The 15,292-nt window shown below is 71.1% G+C and carries 11 protein-coding genes and 2 pseudogenes; 3 read left to right on the top strand and 10 right to left on the bottom strand.

The window, feature by feature from the left end:
* Window positions 1-28: 28 nt before the first annotated feature.
* Entirely contained in the window at window positions 29-964 is a 936-nt protein-coding gene (locus P1P70_RS26810; protein WP_413471552.1) for a phosphotransferase family protein, read from the bottom strand.
* 217 nt (window positions 965-1,181) lie between these two features.
* Here P1P70_RS26810 and P1P70_RS26805 point away from each other — a divergent pair, with 217 nt between their 5' ends.
* Window positions 1,182-1,475 (top strand): hypothetical protein, encoded by a 294-nt coding sequence (locus P1P70_RS26805; protein WP_319242069.1) that lies wholly within the window; start codon window positions 1,182-1,184, stop codon window positions 1,473-1,475.
* A 19-nt stretch (window positions 1,476-1,494) separates the two neighbouring features.
* On the opposite strand, the pseudogene pspAB reads toward P1P70_RS26805, so the two are convergent.
* From pspAB to P1P70_RS26780, 5 genes and pseudogenes are all read right to left on the bottom strand, one after another.
* Window positions 1,495-1,905 (bottom strand): annotated as a pseudogene (gene pspAB, locus P1P70_RS26800) (PspA-associated protein PspAB); the annotation flags it as partial.
* Window positions 1,906-1,928: 23 nt separating this feature from the next.
* A pseudogene (locus tag P1P70_RS26795) lies at window positions 1,929-2,288 on the bottom strand (RNA-guided endonuclease InsQ/TnpB family protein); the annotation flags it as partial.
* Complete coding sequence (locus P1P70_RS26790; protein ID WP_319242066.1) at window positions 2,228-3,673, bottom strand: hypothetical protein; 1,446 nt, start codon at window positions 3,671-3,673, stop codon at window positions 2,228-2,230. The gene P1P70_RS26790 and the pseudogene P1P70_RS26795, both read right to left, overlap by 61 nt.
* 8 nt (window positions 3,674-3,681) lie before the next feature.
* Complete coding sequence (locus tag P1P70_RS26785; protein WP_319242064.1) at window positions 3,682-3,939, bottom strand: hypothetical protein; 258 nt, start codon at window positions 3,937-3,939, stop codon at window positions 3,682-3,684.
* Window positions 3,940-4,392: 453 nt separating this feature from the next.
* A complete protein-coding gene (locus P1P70_RS26780) occupies window positions 4,393-8,184 on the bottom strand; it encodes a hypothetical protein (protein ID WP_319242062.1) in 3,792 nt (1,263 codons plus the stop codon).
* Window positions 8,185-8,533: 349 nt separating this feature from the next.
* Between P1P70_RS26780 and P1P70_RS26775 the strand changes: the two genes are divergently transcribed.
* Window positions 8,534-9,370 (top strand): NPP1 family protein, encoded by an 837-nt coding sequence (locus tag P1P70_RS26775; RefSeq protein ID WP_319242060.1) that lies wholly within the window; start codon window positions 8,534-8,536, stop codon window positions 9,368-9,370.
* A gap of 1,210 nt (window positions 9,371-10,580) precedes the next feature.
* On the opposite strand, the gene glnA is transcribed toward P1P70_RS26775, so the two are convergent.
* On the bottom strand, window positions 10,581-11,990 hold the full coding sequence (gene glnA, locus P1P70_RS26770; RefSeq protein ID WP_319242058.1) for a type I glutamate--ammonia ligase: 1,410 nt from the start codon (window positions 11,988-11,990) through the stop codon (window positions 10,581-10,583).
* Between the two features lie 198 nt (window positions 11,991-12,188).
* On the opposite strand from glnA, the gene P1P70_RS26765 reads away from it, so the two are divergent.
* Complete coding sequence (locus tag P1P70_RS26765; protein WP_319242056.1) at window positions 12,189-12,656, top strand: RDD family protein; 468 nt, start codon at window positions 12,189-12,191, stop codon at window positions 12,654-12,656.
* Between the two features lie 94 nt (window positions 12,657-12,750).
* Here the strand turns inward: P1P70_RS26765 and P1P70_RS26760 are convergent, their stop codons facing one another.
* From P1P70_RS26760 to lipA, 3 genes are all read right to left on the bottom strand, one after another.
* Complete coding sequence (locus tag P1P70_RS26760) at window positions 12,751-13,452, bottom strand: DUF4191 domain-containing protein (protein WP_033527459.1); 702 nt, start codon at window positions 13,450-13,452, stop codon at window positions 12,751-12,753.
* 126 nt (window positions 13,453-13,578) lie between these two features.
* The gene (locus P1P70_RS26755) at window positions 13,579-13,782 is read right to left on the bottom strand and encodes a hypothetical protein (protein ID WP_319242054.1); all 204 of its coding nucleotides are present in this window, start codon (window positions 13,780-13,782) and stop codon (window positions 13,579-13,581) included.
* A 313-nt stretch (window positions 13,783-14,095) separates the two neighbouring features.
* Entirely contained in the window at window positions 14,096-15,061 is a 966-nt protein-coding gene (gene lipA / locus P1P70_RS26750) for a lipoyl synthase (protein WP_239753576.1), read from the bottom strand.
* Window positions 15,062-15,292 lie beyond the last annotated feature (231 nt).

Genomic DNA, 15,292 nt, shown 5'->3' with positions numbered 1-15,292 from the left:
CTCCCTACGCGTACCGTCCCTGGCCCTCCTAGGCGTACCGCTCCACCACCCCGCTCACGTACGCCTCCAGTCGTGCCCCCAGCACCTCCGGCGTCAGATCCGTGCGCCCCAGCTCCCGCCAGGGCCCCGCCAGCTTCTCCGCGTCGGGCGCGTACGCGAGCGCGTCCAGCAGCAGCCAGTACGCGTGGTCCCGGTCCCGCGACAGCGGGCGTCCGCCCCGCGCCTCGTACCGCGCCCGGAACCCCGTCCCGTACGCGGCCCCGTACAGCAGCGCCACCGCTGTCGAGCAGTGCGCCACGTCCAGATCGGCGGGCCCCCACGAGGTCTCGACCCAGTCGACCACCCCGCCGATCCGCAGATCACCACGCGCGCCCGCGCCCGTGAACAGCACGTTCCCCGGATGGAAGTCCCGGTGCAGAAAACACCCCTCGTACGCGGGCGCCTCCCGCCGGATCACGTCCACGGCCCGTTCCCACAGGGGACCGCCGGCCGTGGTGACCCGCTCGGGCGAGGTCCAGGCCTGGTAGGTGCGAGGCCGTTCCTCCGGTACGACCGCGTGGATCCGGGCGAGCAGCCCGGCGAGCAGGTCCAGCCGGCTCTCCAGGTCCGCGTCCTCCGAGACCCGCACGGTCCCCGGCACCAGCGACATCAACAGCGAGGGGTGGTCGGCGAGTTCGGCCCTCGGGTCGACGGCGTGCAGGAGGGGCGCGGGTATGTCGTCGTGGCGGGCGAGCAGGGTGAGCATGTCGGCCTCGCGGCGCAACAGCCCCGGCGCGTGCAGCCGGAAGAACGGTTTCACGAACGACCGCAGGACCAGATCCGTACCGTCGTCGAGTTCCAGCCGACGCATCCGCGACGTCCAACCGCCGCGCAGATCGGTCGAGTTCCGCACGGAGCGGCCCGCGGGGAGCTGCTCGGCCACCCACGCGCGGGTCGCTGCCCACTCCTGATCGTCGAATGTCATGCGGCCAGCATCGCCGACGAGGAGCGGGCGTCTCCGACAAGAAGCCGGCGTTCCCGATAAATGGGATGCCCCCGCACCCGTCACACGAGCATCCTGGAAACGCGGAGCGAAGGCCCCCGGAGCGCCGGGCCCGTGCACGACGGGCACCACTTTCCGGCCCCGGGACCACTCTTCCCCGCACAGTCATCACCCACGCCACGCCCCGAGGAGTCCCGTCATGGGCACCTTGATCCTTTCGGCGACCGCGGTTCTGGTCGTCATGGGTTTCTCGAACCAGATCCTCTGGCTGGCCGCAGTCGCCCTGCTCTACCTGTACGTCCGCTACGGCCGCGCGGGGGGAGGCTCGGCGGCGTCCTCGTCGGGTCCCCCGGCGAGCAGCGGCTCGGCCCAGCCCGCCTCCTACCGCGCGTACCGCGATCGCCGTGACCAGCAGGCGAAGTGGGAGCGCCGCTACCGCCGCGAACGGCCTTTCGAGACCCGTCGGCAGGAGCGCGACAAGAGCAACAAGTAAGGGTGTCCCGGGGTCGAGGTCACAGCCCCGGGGCACCCCAGACCGGGAACCACCGGCTCAGCTCGGGTTCGACCCGCAGTTCGTCCCCGAGCACCGCCCGAACCCGTAGCTCCAGCCCGTTGTCGCGCCGCTGCCCGCCACCCGGCAGCAGCGCGAACGGATAGAACGTCCCGCGCTTGTAGAAATAGACGATCCCCAGCCGCACCCCGTCACGGTCACCCTCACCGACGCGCCCGCCTCCGTCCCCACTCCCGCCCGCACGGCGGAAACGGACGACCGAGCACAGCAGTTGAGGCCCGAACCCGCCGCCCTCCAAGGCGCTGTTGACCGCGTGCAGATCGCTCACCAGCGCGGGCAGGTCACCCGGGTCCCGCCGGGAGACCAGCCACGATTGACTTGCACCTCGGGCTGAAGCCCGAGGATTCTGGCCTTCCTCGACTGGTTGCCGTGCCACTACGCGGCACGGTTTCCGGTCGGGAATCCGTGGCTTCCTGTTTCTTCGCGCTGTGCCGGGATCACTCCCGGTCCTACCGGCACTCCGCAGGCCGATGCCGCCAGTCCGGCGGCCGTCTTCACGTTGATCGCGGCATTGACGTCCCGGTCGTGGACCGTGCCGCAGGCGCCACACGTCCACTCCCGCACGTTCAGGGGCTTGGGCCCGTCCACGGCGCCGCAGGTCGAGCAGGTCTGCGAGGTCGGGGTGAACCGGCCGATCGTGACCAGGGTGCGTCCGTACCGTTCCGCCTTGTACTTCAGCATGCTGGTGCACGCGGACCATCCGGCATCGTGCACCGCAACCGCAGGACGTGGTCGCTGAAAAGGTGACGGCCACGATCGAGCAACTCGCCCACCTCCGGGTCCCCGAGCCGCACCTCCGCCGACGGACGCCACCCCTGCACGGACTGCCCGGCCCAGGTCCGCAGTCTGTCGTCCGCGTCGTCCAGCAGCGCGACGGCCGCCCGCAGCCGTACGACGCCACCGCGCGCGTCCAGCAACCGGAAGGCGGCCACCCGCGCGTGCCGTGGCCGCTCGGCCCCGAGCCGTTCCGCCAGCCACTCCTCGGGCAGCCGCTCCGCCGCCGGCAACAGCGCGGCGGTCGCCTCGCGCACGACCCCGGGTTCGGGATCGTCGAGCAGGGGCCGCAGCAGCCGTACGTCGGACACGTCCAGCAGCCGCAGGGCCGCCACGGCACGGGCCCGTACGCCGGGCGCCGGATGGGCCAGCAGCGGCCGCAGCAGCCCTGCGTCCGCCCGTTCCCCGCACTCGGCGAGCCCGATGACGTTCCCCGGCCGCAACGCCGGGTCGTCCGCCGCCGCGCACCAGGCCCGGTACAGCGGCGCCGGATCGGTCCCGTACCGCCGTACGACATACCGCGCGCAGGCCCGTACCAGGGCGGACCGGTCGCCCAGGAACGCCACCGCATCCTCCGGCCGCCCGGCCCGCCGCAGCGCGGTGACCCCGGCGGAGCGGGCGCGGGGGTTGCGGGCGCCGAGGAGGGGTCCGAGCACGTCGTGGTACGACTTCGCCGGTACGGCGGCGGCCAGCGCGGCGTCCGCGCACAGGTCCTGGACGACGACGTCGCTGTCCAGGGCGGCGGCACGGGCGAGCCCGGCGGGGGAGAGGAGCCGTTCCTCGATCGCCAGCCGGTAGGCGAAGCGGCGGACGGCGGGGTCCTGGGCCGTGAACAGGGGCGCGAACCGGTCCAGCGGGGCTCGGCGGAGCACCCCGGTGAGCAGCCCGACGGCGAAGGCGCCCCGGTCGCGACGGCCGACGAGCAGGATCAGCGGGGCCAGGGTGACCGCCGCGCCCGCGTCGAGCGCCGCACGCAGCAGGGAGCGGGCACGCTCCCGCACCGGCCCGGCCCAGTCGGCGGCCCGGACGACGACCAGCGGCATCAGATCCGGGAACGCCGTGGCAGGCCGCAGCGCCGCCTCACGCACCCTGCCGTCGTGGTGGCACAGGGCGAGTGCGAGCCGCGCCTCGGTCGGTTCCGCCCGGCGGGCGAGGACGCCGAGCCAGGTGCGTCGGCCCTCCACCTCGTCCCGCGTCGGCAGCAGGTCCCGGCCGACCCAGCAGCGGGTGCCCGCGTCCAGGTCGAGCCAGGCGCCCGGGGCGGTGAAGTCGACCGAGTCCCGCAGCTCCCCGCCCCGCACGAGCCGCAGCGCGGCCTCGCCCCCGCCTCGGAGGTCCTCGCGCATGCCCACCCTCAGTACGAGGACCGATAGTTGACGTATCCGATCAGCGCGATCAGCCCCGCCACGCATCCGAACACGATCACCGTCGACACCCAGGACGACCGGCGCGGCTCCCTCGGCCCGGGATCGGCGCGGAAGGGCTGCGGTGCGGGCGGGTTCTCCTTCCAGCGGGCCGCGAGCATCCGCGCCCGCGCGGAGGGCTCCTTGTGCTCGGCACCGTCCGCCCACTTGATGTCGAACTCCCGCTCTTCGTCGTCCTGTTCGGGCATCCCCACGTCTCCCCGTCATTTCTCTCGAACAGCCGTGCCAGAACCATACGACGACGCCCCCGTCCCGAGAAACGGGAACGGGGGCGCCGCCGTGAAAGCGTACGGACTACGCGTCGATCACACGTCGAAGAAGTGATGCCCCGGTGCCGCGACCTCGGGTGCGGGTTTGCTCCTCCGCTCTAAACCAGCGCGGATGCTGTCGTTGTCTGTCGTCGCTGGCCACCCTTGGACGGCCCACAGACGGCCCAAGCCCAACGGTGCCGACCAGGGCTTGAGTTGCGCTGAACCACCACGGCGGACCGAGGGTCTTCGAGGGCGCCGCTCCCCAGGGGGTGGCTCCCTCGCCGTCGCGAGCCGGCCGTCGCGGAACAGCCGGCACTACGCGGTACGTTCGGTCGCTGACCCAATGACCCGTTCACCCGCTCACCCTCACTGACCGCCGATCGCTGCCCCTCAGTCGCACACCCGTCGGTACGGCTCGTCCGGTACGTACGTGTCCCACTCGCTCCTCGTCAGGTCCTCGTTCCCGGCGCGGGCGCAGACGTGGGCGATGGCGCGGGTGTGGTCGACGGGGTGGCGGTGGAGGGGGACGTGGCCGCCGCCGGCGTAGAGGGTGGCGTTGTCGGGGCTGAAGGCGAGGGAGGCGATGGGCTCGCGGGGGGAAGGGAGCGGGTCACCGAGGGGCTGTTGGGTGGTGGTGTCCCAGAGCTGGATCGTGCCGGCGTCGCCGCCGACGGCGAGGGTCTGGCCGTCGGGGCTGAAGGCGAGGGCGCTGACCGCCTCGGGGGTGTCGCCGAGCGGGGCCGGGAAGACGTTGCGCAGGACTCCGGCGCGGCGGCGCAGGGCACCGTCCCACAGGGCGACCCGGCCCGTGAGGTCGCCCGCCGCCACGCGGCTTCCGTCGGGGCTGAAGGCGATGGCGCTGGTGTGGTCGCCCTGGACGAGGTCCAGCGCGACGCTCCGATCGGTACTCCGGCGGTAGACGCGGTTGTCGCCGACGATCATTTCGGTGTCCGGGGAGAGGTTCAAGCGGGTGCCCGCCAGACCGGGCCCGGTGGCGACCTTCGTCCGGCGACGGTCGGCCGTGTCCCAGTGTTCGGCGCTCAGCTTGCCGGCGGCCGAGGTGCGGCCGGTGAAGAGGGTGCGGCCGTCGGGGGTGAGGGCGAGGGTGGTCACCGCCGTGCCGGACTCGGTCGTCGCCAGGTCCAGCGCGGTCTGTTCGCGGTCGCGGGTCAGGTCCCAGATGGTGAACCGCTGGGGAGCGGCCTGTAGGCCGGGTGCGGAGACGCCGTAGACGAACCTGCCGCCGTCGGGGCTGAACGCCATCTGCGGGACGGTGTCCCCAGGGTCGACCGGCTCCCCGACGCGGGAGCGGGACATGAGCGGGGGCGGGGGCGGCAGGGTGCGGACGAGGCGGCCGTCCTCGGTGTCGCGCAGTTGGAATTGGTAGCCGGCACCGGATCGTTCGGCGGTGGCGAACACCCGGCCGTCCGGGCTGAGCAGCGCGCCCATGGGCCGGTCGCGCCAGGCGGAGGTGACGGTCGTCACCAGGTCGAGGGTGTGGACCGTACTGCCTTCCAGGTAGCGCAGGACGGGCGAGCCGGGGTCCCAGGCGAGGTCGCCGTGGAGCTGCTGGTTGTGCAGGGGGTGGCGCAGGACGGGCGCGGCGGGGTCCGACAGCCGCCACACCCGAATCTCGTCGGCGGCACCGGCGGTCGCCAGGAACCTGCCGTCCCGGCTGAAGGAGGCGTACCGCACACCGGGGTCGCCGATCTCGGCGACCGGGCGTCCGGAGTTGATGTCCCACACCCGGACCCCGTCCTCGGAGACGGCGGCGAGCTGGGCGCCGGCGCCGAACACCAGCGCCGAGTCGGCATCGCAGACGCCCTGGGCCCCCTCCCATGAGCCCGGCAGCACACGTCCGGTGCCGATCTCCCGGACCTGCGGGGCCTTCCCGACGGGGCACACGGCCACCAGCCGGCCGTCGGCGCTCGGCACCACGTTCGTCGGACCGGCCTCCCGCGTCTCGAACAACACCTCGCCGCCCGCCACGGACCGCAGCCGTACGCGGCCGGGTCCGGAGCCGGAGCCGGAGCCTGAGTCAGCCCCGGAGCCGACGTCGGGTCCGGGGTCGGCCACGACATAACCCCAGCCGTCGGCGCCGAAGGCGAACGCGTGGTGGCCGGGCGGCAGTGGCTCGCCGTCGGTCCAGCGGGCGGCACGGGTGTCCCACAGACGTATACGGCCGTCAGTACCGGCGATTGCCAGGATCCGGGCGTCCGGGCCGGCCGCCTGGACCTCGCCCTCGGGGAGGCGGCCGGAGCCGGTGCTGCGGCGCGTGGCCAGGTTCCAGGTCTCCCAGGCGCGGTCGTCGACGCTGAGCAGGGTGCGGCCGGAGTCGGCGAGGAAGCGCTGGGAGCGGTACCCGGTCGCGGGGTCGCTGAAGGAGTCCAGTTCGGGCTGGGTGAGGGAACCGAGGAGAGCCCGGCGGGTCTCGGGCAGCGGGGCGATGCGCCAGGAAGCGGCGCCCAGTAGCAGGGCGGCCCGGGGGTCGGTGGTGCGCAGGCCGTCGGCCACCGCGGCGATGCGACGGGCGGTGTTCTGCGTGCGCTGTCGCCGGTTGTCGTCGTGCTCCCCCCAGGCGGCGAGGCCCGCGACCAACGCCACGGCGAGGACGGCCGAGAGCGCGCCGATCAGTGTCCGGGACCGGCGGGTGGAGCGGGCGGCGGCCCGGCGCTCCGCCTCACGGGCGTCGAACGCGGCGGTGAGGAAGTCCCGTTCGACCTCCGTGAGCGCGAAGTCACGGCGGTGGCCAGGGAAGACCTCCTCGGCGCGGGCCAGCCGGGTGCCCCGGTAGAGGGTGCCGGGGCAGCGGTCGTGTTCCAGCCAGGCGCGGGCGGCCTCGGTGAGCTGCCGGTGGTGGCGCAGCCGTTCGCGGTCCTGCTCGACCCAGCCGTACAGCCGGGGCCAGCAGCTGATCAGCGCCTCGTGGGCGAGACGTACGCCCTCCTCGTCTACGGTCAGGAGCCGGGCGCGGGCGAGCCGCTCCACCACCACGTGCACATCGGGGTGGGACCACTCCAGGAGTTCGGCCCGGGTCAGGGGGCGCCCGGTGTCGACGGTGCCCCGGCCCGGCTCGACCAGCCGCAGCAGCAGCTGCCGGGCGGCGGCGGCCTGCGACGCGGACAGCTGCCCGTACACCTCCTCGGCGCTCGCCGCGATCGCGCCGCCCAGCCCGCCGGCCGCCTCGTACGCGGCCGTCGTCAGCATGCGGCGCTTGCGGCGCCGCCAGGTCTCCAGCAGCGCGTGCGAGAGCATGGGCAGCGCGCCGGGCCGGTCGAGGACCTCCTCGACGACCGCCGCGGCCAGCGACCGTTCCACCAGGAGACCGACCGCCTGCGCGGGCCGCACCACCGCCTCGCGCAGTTCGTCCGCGTTCATCGGGCCGACCAGCAGCCCGGCGCGGCTCAGCGCGTTCGCCAGTTCCGCGTGTTCGCCGCAGCGGGCGTAGAAGTCGGCGCGTACGGCGATGATCACCCGCAGCCGGGAGCCGGGTTCCCGGGCGGTGAGCAGCAGGTCGATGAAGCGGGCCCGCTCCGCCTCGTCCCGGCAGAGGGCGAAGACCTCCTCGAACTGGTCCACCACCACCCAGCTCTCCGGCTCGTCCGCCGCCGGGGTCAGCAGGTGTTCATACGTCTCGGCCGGTCGGGCGCCCGGCGTGAACACCCGCAGCACCGCCGCGCCCTCCCGCCGCGCGATGCTCGCGCGCACCCGGGGGACGACCCCGGCGCGCAGCAGCGAGGACTTGCCGCTGCCGGAGGCGCCGAACACGGCGGCGAAGCGGTGCGCGGTCACCAGCTCGCACACCTCCGCCACCAACCGGTCGCGGCCGAAGAACAGCTCGTGGTCGTCCGGTTCGAAGCGGGCGAGGCCCCGGTACGGCGGCGGCGCGTCCTTCTCGTCGTCCACGGGAACCGCCGCGGCCGCCGCCTCGGCCTCCTTCCAGTACACCTCCCACTCGCCGGGGTCCCCGCCGCACGCCTTCACATACCCCTGGACGACCGCCAGCGAGGGCAGCCGCTCCCCGGCCGCCGCCTGGGACAGGGTCGTCGCCGAGAATCCGGCGTCCTCGGCCATCGCCCGGTACGAGGGGTTGCCGGCGGCTCCGCGCAACTCCCTCAACCGGTGGGCGAGCAGCTGGACGGGGCCGGCCGTCGGGTCAATGGCTCTTTCCGGACGCCCCATACGCCTACCCATTTCCGAACTATTACGAGATTTCCGACACTCACGGCATTTTTCGATACATCAGGTGAGCCGGGTCGGAGGAATCAACATACGTATCCCGCTGACCAGCCGGAACCCTGCGGCCGCAAAGTGTGGCGTTGATGACAGCGGCGGTACGTGCCGCCGAACAATCCGGAACCGTGGGCCGGATTTGATTGCCCTGGTGAAAGTAGGTGTCGATCAAATCTCCGCTTGTCAGTCTCTGTCCCGTCAAGCCGGATCAGCCGGCGTTCCCCGCCGCTGAGCAGCCTCTGCCCCGCAGAGCCGGATCACCGGCGTCCCCGCGCAGAGCAAGTGGAGAGAACCGCTGATGTCCCAAGCACTGAAGAGCAGGAAGTCCCGCCTCGGCCGCCTCGGGCGTTTCGCGCTCGTCGCGGCCAGCGCCGCCGCGCTGACCATCGGGCTGACCGGCAGCGCCCACGCCGGCGTACTGACCCCCCTGCCCGAGAGCACCACCACGTTCCAGAAGACCTTCCAGCCGGTCTTCGACTACGACACGGACAGCTGTCTCCCGGTCGCCGCCATCGACCAGTGGGGCAACCTCAACGGCGGCCTCGACGACAGCGGAGCCATCACCGGCCAGTGCCGCGACGGCCACCTGGGCAAGGCCAACACCTACTCGCGGGCCAAGTGCAACAACGGCTGGTGCGCGATCATCTACACGCTGTACTTCGAGAAGGACATGTCCTGCGCTGCATGCACCAGCACGTCGCACCGCCACGACTGGGAAGCCGCCGTGATCTGGATCCGGCAGGGCGCGAGCACGCCCTCGTACGCGTCCGTCTCCCACCACGGCGACTACACGACCAAGAACTGGAGCGATGTCCCGAGGGACGGGGCCCGTCTCAAGGTCGTCTACCACAAGGAGGGCCAAGTGCTTGACTGGGGGACCCACTCCTTCCGCTTCGCCGACTGGGGCGAGACCGCGGAGGCCTGGGGCGACGGCGGCTGGGACTTCCCGCGCCTGGTCACCTGGAACAGGTTCCCGGCCGGCTTCAACGGCGTGAACCTCCAGAGCCGGATGCAGAACGCCACCTGGGGCAACGCCAACTTCCCGCTGAAGGACGGCCGCTACAACAACGAGCTCAACGCGGCCAAGAACGGCCCCGCCGCCAACATCCCCTTCGACGTGTGGGCCGCCGGCTGACGGACACAGGAACGGACGCAGACAGGATCCGGCCCCGACGGCACCCCCCGCCGCCGGGGCAGGCCCCTTCCCTCACTCGGCCACCGTTGTCCCCTGGGGTCAGTGGCCTCCACCTTGCGGACGGTATCGATCAACTCTCGCGGTCCCCCGGCTCGAAGCGTCGCGAAGACTTCGGGCCACGTCGCCATGGCGTAGTCCGTCACGAGACAGGCCGCCCCGTCGGAGAGCAGGGCGGCGGCGCGTACTTCTTCGCTGGGAACGCTGCCAGTCAGCGCGTGTTCCACCGCTTCGCGGCTGGCGGCTGCGACCCAATATCCAGTCGCCGTGTGGAGGGTCGCTCTCTGTGCGCACACCAAGTTCCTCAGAGCCTCTTTGTGCCCCGCCGTACGGGTCTCGTGCCGAGCGACTTCGGCCTTCAACTCGGGGAGGATCTGATCCACCCGCAGGTCAGTGATCACGGAAAAGCCCCGAGGGCCGTCAAGCACGCTGGGGGAGTCTGCCAAGACCAGATGGTCTAGGTACTCTTCTCGCTGCCGCAAGATCGCAACCGTTGCCGAAAGTGTTCCGGGGTTGCCGAGGTCGCATTCAGGGTGCGGAGTCGCCACACCTTCGAGGGCGCGCGCCAGGCCAGCCGTAGTGAGGTTTCCGAGTCAGCAAGCGCGGCGACAAGCTGACTGCCGAGGTTCCTCACGTACCAAGGCACACCGTGTCGACATCCGGTGTCCAGGCCCGCCGTGCTGAGTCCAGTGATGTAGAGGAACGTCGCCTTCCCGTCCAGCCGGGCTCGCCGCACATGTCACCCGCCGGCCCCCTGTCGACGTCGCTCTGCCGTGGAAGACCCCGGACGGCCCGCCGGTCACAGCGCAATTGCTGTTCTACTCGCGGGAGCGTAAGGCGCTGAACAGGAACTACTTCAACATGTACCGGTGGAAGCCCGCCCTGATTGCTGGCGGCGGCATCCCGGAGCGGGCGCCGGGGAGCGGTTCAAACCGTCGCGTGAGCACGGCATGCACGCCTTACGGCACTACTACGCGTCCCACAGCAGGGACCGGGCGCGCCGGGCCATCGACTCGGTGTTCGGCAAGGGCGTGTCTCCCGGATCCTGAGCGCAAAAGGCCGCCGGCCGTGCCCTTCCCGGAGTGGGAAGAACACGGCCGACGGCCCACACACGGCCCAGGGGAGCGGAAACCCGCTCTGACCTGGGGCGATATCACACGTCGAAGTACAGCTCGAACTCGTGCGGGTGCGGGCGCAGCTGCAGCGGGGCGATCTCGTTGGCGCGCTTGTAGTCGATCCACGTCTCGATCAGGTCCGGCGTGAAGACGTCGCCCTGGAGGAGGAACTCGTGGTCGCGCTCCAGCGAGTCGAGGACGGCCGGGAGCGAGGTCGGGACCTGCGGGACGCCCGCGTGCTCCTCGGGGGCCAGCTCGTAGAGGTCCTTGTCGATCGGCTCGGCCGGCTCGATCTTGTTCTTGATGCCGTCGAGGCCCGCGAGGAGCAGGGCCGAGAAGGCGAGGTACGGGTTGCCGGAGGAGTCGGGCGCGCGGAACTCGACGCGCTTGGCCTTCGGGTTCGAACCCGTGATCGGGATACGCATGGCAGCGGAGCGGTTGCGCTGCGAGTAGACCAGGTTCACCGGGGCCTCGAAGCCCGGCACCAGGCGGTGGTACGAGTTCACCGTCGGGTTGGTGAAGGCCAGCAGCGACGGGGCGTGCTTGAGGATGCCGCCGATGTAGTAGCGGGCGGTGTCCGACAGGCCCGCGTAACCGGCCTCGTCGTAGAAGAGCGGGGAGCCGCCCGACCACAGCGACTGGTGGACGTGCATGCCCGAGCCGTTGTCACCGAAGATCGGCTTCGGCATGAAGGTCGCGGTCTTGCCGTTGCGCCAGGCCACGTTCTTCACGATGTACTTGAAGAGCTGGAGGTCGTCGGCCGCGGCGAGCAGCGTGTTGAACTTGTAGTTGATCTCGGCCTGGCCGGCGGTGCCCACCTCGTGGTGCTGGCGCTCGACCTGGAGGCCGGACTTGGCCAGCTCCAGGGAGATCTCCGCACGCAGGTCGGCGAAGTGGTCGACCGGCGGGGTCGGGAAGTAACCGCCCTTGTAGCGGACCTTGTAACCGCGGTTGTCCTCCAGCGCACCGGTGTTCCAGGCGCCCGCCTCGGAGTCGATGTGGTAGAAGGACTCGTTCTCCGAGGTCTTGAAGCGCACGCTGTCGAAGACGTAGAACTCGGCCTCGGGACCGAAGTACGCGGTGTCGGCGATACCGGTCGAGGCCAGGTACGCCTCGGCCTTCTTCGCCACGTTCCGCGGGTCACGGGAGTACTGCTCGCCCGTGATCGGGTCGTGGATGAAGAAGTTGATGTTGACCGTCTTGTCGCGGCGGAACGGGTCGACGCGCGCGGTGGACAGGTCGGCGCGGAGCGCCATGTCGGACTCGTGGATGGCCTGGAAGCCGCGGATCGAGGAGCCGTCGAACGCGAGCTCCTCGGCCGGGTCGAAGGCCTCGGCCGGGATCGTGAAGTGCTGCATCACACCCGGCAGGTCGCAGAAGCGGACGTCGACGAACTTGACGTCCTCGTCCGCGATGAACTTCTTGGCCTCGTCGGCGTTCTGGAACATCCAGCTCCTCCTACTCCCGACGTCTCCTGCCGGGGTGGTAGTTCGTTCGTGCGGCCAGTGCGGTGGCACACGCTGTTCTCGACACTAGGGACGGGTGATTTCTCGTACGTGACCCATTTGTTTCGCACAAGTTAACCGGACATCCCGCCCCGCACCCCACCTGTCCGTATGGCAGAACGGTCGCAGTACCGTGGTCGGGTGGACAAGAGGCAAGCAATCGGATCGTGGCTCTCCGGCCCCCGCGAAGCCGCGGAGGCGGCCGGAGTCGACTTCGGATACAGGGGAGAGCAGCTCGGTCTGCCGGAGGAGGGGTCCGGCTCCATCGCCCGCCCGGGCCGCCGTCTCGGCGCCCTCGCCGTCGACTGGGGTCTGTGCCTCTTGATCGCATACGGCCTGATCACCGACGGCTACGACCAGGTCACCAGCAACTGGGCCCTGCTCATCTTCTTCCTGCTGCACGTCCTCACCCTGGGCACGATCGGCTTCACCCCGGGTAAGCGCCTCTTCGGCCTCCGCGTCGTCGCCCAGGACACCGGCACGGTGAACCCCTGGCGCGCCGCCGTCCGCACGGCCCTGCTCTGCCTCGCCATCCCCGCCCTGGTCTGGGACCGCGACGGCCGCGGCCTGCACGACCGGCTGGCCCGCACGGTCGAGGTCAGGATCTGAGGCCTTCGCGCGCGTGCGACCACGCGTGCGACCCGTACGACGATGGGGGGCGCCCGGAACGGTCCGGGCGCCCCCCATCGTCGTACTCATGTCGTCAGCGGGCCTTCGGGCCGCCCTTCGGCATGCGCATGCCCTTGGGCATCGGGCCCTTGGGGAGCGGCATGTTGCTCATCAGGTCGCCCATGGCGCGCAGCCGGTCGTTGGTGGCGGTCACCTGGGGGCCGGAGAGGACGCGCGGCAGCTTGAGCATGGTCGTGCGGAGCTTCTTCAGCTCGGTCTGGCCCTCGCCCGTGCCCACGACCAGGTCGTGCACGGGGACGTCCGCCACGATGCGGGCCATCTTCCGCTTCTCGGCGGCCAGCAGGCTCTTCACCCGGTTCGGGTTGCCCTCGGCGACCAGGACGATGCCGGCCTTGCCGACGGCCCGGTGCACCACGTCCTGGCTGCGGTTCATCGCCACCGCGGGCGTCGTGGTCCAGCCACGGCCCACGTTGTCCAGGACCGCCGCCGCGGCACCCGGCTGGCCTTCCATCTGCCCGAACGCGGCCCGCTCGGCCCGCCGTCCGAACACGATCGCCGTCGCGAGGAAGGCGAGCAGGAGGCCCAGGATGCCGAGATAGATGGGGTGACCGATCAAGAAACCGATCGCGAGGAAGACACCGAAGGTGATGATTCCGACAGCCGCGAGTACAAGGCCGATCTTCTTGTCGGCCCTGCGGGTCATCTTGTACGTCAGAGCGATCTGCTTGAGTCGCCCGGGGTTCGCAGCGTCCGCTGCGGGTTCCTTCCTCGCCATGGCACGAAGTCTACGTGTCCGGGGAAGTGCGGACGACGGCGGTGCCGGTGGGGACCGGGGACCGGCGGCTGCGCTGGGGAAGCGGCGCCGGGCGGCGGCGGGGCCGGCGTGGTGCGGCGGCTGTCGTCAGGAGGTGCGCGAGCCGACGGCCGCCTCCAGGACGCGCTCGGTCTCGACGCGGTCCTTGGCGCGGCGGCGGTCCTCCAGGACCGAGGTCCAGGCGTTGCGGCGGGCGGTGCGCTGACCGCTGCTCATGAGCAGCGACTCGACGGCACGGAGTGCATCGGTGAACGACGGAATCGCTGTGGCGCGAACGGGCGCGGCCTGCATGGGAGGTCCCCCCTCGGGATGGCTGTCTGGCTAGGACCCTGTACCGGGCGTGAAACCAGGGTCACTGATTGGTGTTACCAGGGCGTGACCGGCTGGTCAAACGCCAGTGAAGCCTTGATACGCGGCTTTTAAACCTCGACGCGGCCCTGACACTGCCCTCATCTGCGAGGACGGTCAGGACCGCGGTCAATCGGCCATTACCGACGAGTAGCCTCTTGTGCTCAGATTCACACGAATCGGGTGGCACTCCGTGCCATTCGGCCTAGGGGTCGGGCGGGGTCACGCAGGGGGTCACAGAGGGGTCGCACAGGGCTCAGACGGCCTGCGAAGCGACGTAGGCGCCGCGCTTCTCGACGGCCATCTGGTAGAGGCGGCCGGCTCGGTACGAGGAGCGGACCAGCGGGCCGGACATCACGCCGGAGAAGCCGATCTCGTCGGCCTCCTGCTTCAGCTCGACGAACTCCTGCGGCTTGACCCAGCGCTCCACGGGGTGGTGTCGGACGCTCGGGCGCAGGTACTGCGTGATGGTCACCAGCTCGCAGCCCGCGTCGTGCAGCTGCTTGAGCGCCTCGCTGACCTCCTCGCGGGTCTCGCCCATGCCGAGGATCAGGTTCGACTTCGTGACCAGACCGTAGTCACGGGCCTCGGTGATGACCTTCAGGGAGCGCTCGTAGCGGAAACCGGGGCGGATGCGCTTGAAGATCCTCGGGACCGTCTCGACGTTGTGCGCGAAGACCTCGGGGCGGGAGGCGAAGACCTCCTCCAGCAGCTCCGGGACGGCGTTGAAGTCGGGAGCCAGCAGCTCGACCTTGGTCTGGCCGTCCGCGCGCTGTGCGGTCTGCTGGTGGATCTGGCGCACGGTCTCGGCGTACAGCCAGGCGCCGCCGTCCTCCAGGTCGTCGCGGGCGACGCCGGTGATGGTGGCGTAGTTCAGGTCCATGGTGACGACGGACTCGCCGACGCGGCGGGGCTCGTCGCGGTCGAGGGCCTCGGGCTTGCCGGTGTCGATCTGGCAGAAGTCGCAGCGCCGGGTGCACTGGTCGCCACCGATGAGGAAGGTGGCCTCGCGGTCCTCCCAGCACTCATAGATGTTGGGGCATCCGGCTTCCTGGCAGACGGTGTGGAGCCCCTCGCTCTTCACGAGCCCCTGCATCTTCGTGTACTCGGGGCCCATTTTCGCCCGGGTCTTGATCCACTCGGGCTTGCGCTCGATGGGGGTCTGGCTGTTCCGGACCTCCAGGCGCAGCATCTTGCGTCCGTCGGGTGCGACTGCGGACACATCGGCTCCCTGTGCATTCGATTCTTCGGCGTCCACCAGGGTACGCCCGTACGGTTCTCGGTCCCCGGGGTGGGCAACCTTCGGCTTCGGGGTGGCATTCCCCCGGCCCTCTTTTCGCCCCGGAAGGGCCGCAGGCCTCTTTTCAGGGGCGCGGGGAACCGCGCGACCAGCCCCCACCGGACGGACGGCTGGGGGGTCGAAGGGGCGCAGCCCCTGGGGATGGGACGGGAA

Origin of the sequence: Streptomyces sp. MB09-02B (assembly GCF_033794485.1) — a bacterium.
Lineage (GTDB): Bacteria > Actinomycetota > Actinomycetes > Streptomycetales > Streptomycetaceae > Streptomyces.
Note: the sequence above shows the minus strand (reverse complement) of the source record. Positions and strands in the feature narration are given on the sequence as shown.

What these genes read in the sequence shown, in the direction of transcription:
- P1P70_RS26810 (WP_413471552.1), bottom strand. Translation starts at nt 964, where the DNA reads ATGACATTCGACGATCAGGAGTGGGCAGCGACCCGCGCGTGGGTGGCC.
- P1P70_RS26805 (WP_319242069.1), top strand. Translation starts at nt 1,182, where the DNA reads ATGGGCACCTTGATCCTTTCGGCGACCGCGGTTCTGGTCGTCATGGGT.
- P1P70_RS26790 (WP_319242066.1), bottom strand. Translation starts at nt 3,673, where the DNA reads ATGCGCGAGGACCTCCGAGGCGGGGGCGAGGCCGCGCTGCGGCTCGTG.
- P1P70_RS26785 (WP_319242064.1), bottom strand. Translation starts at nt 3,939, where the DNA reads ATGCCCGAACAGGACGACGAAGAGCGGGAGTTCGACATCAAGTGGGCG.
- P1P70_RS26780 (WP_319242062.1), bottom strand. Translation starts at nt 8,184, where the DNA reads ATGGGGCGTCCGGAAAGAGCCATTGACCCGACGGCCGGCCCCGTCCAG.
- P1P70_RS26775 (WP_319242060.1), top strand. Translation starts at nt 8,534, where the DNA reads ATGTCCCAAGCACTGAAGAGCAGGAAGTCCCGCCTCGGCCGCCTCGGG.
- glnA (WP_319242058.1), bottom strand. Translation starts at nt 11,990, where the DNA reads ATGTTCCAGAACGCCGACGAGGCCAAGAAGTTCATCGCGGACGAGGAC.
- P1P70_RS26760 (WP_033527459.1), bottom strand. Translation starts at nt 13,452, where the DNA reads ATGGCGAGGAAGGAACCCGCAGCGGACGCTGCGAACCCCGGGCGACTC.
- P1P70_RS26755 (WP_319242054.1), bottom strand. Translation starts at nt 13,782, where the DNA reads ATGCAGGCCGCGCCCGTTCGCGCCACAGCGATTCCGTCGTTCACCGAT.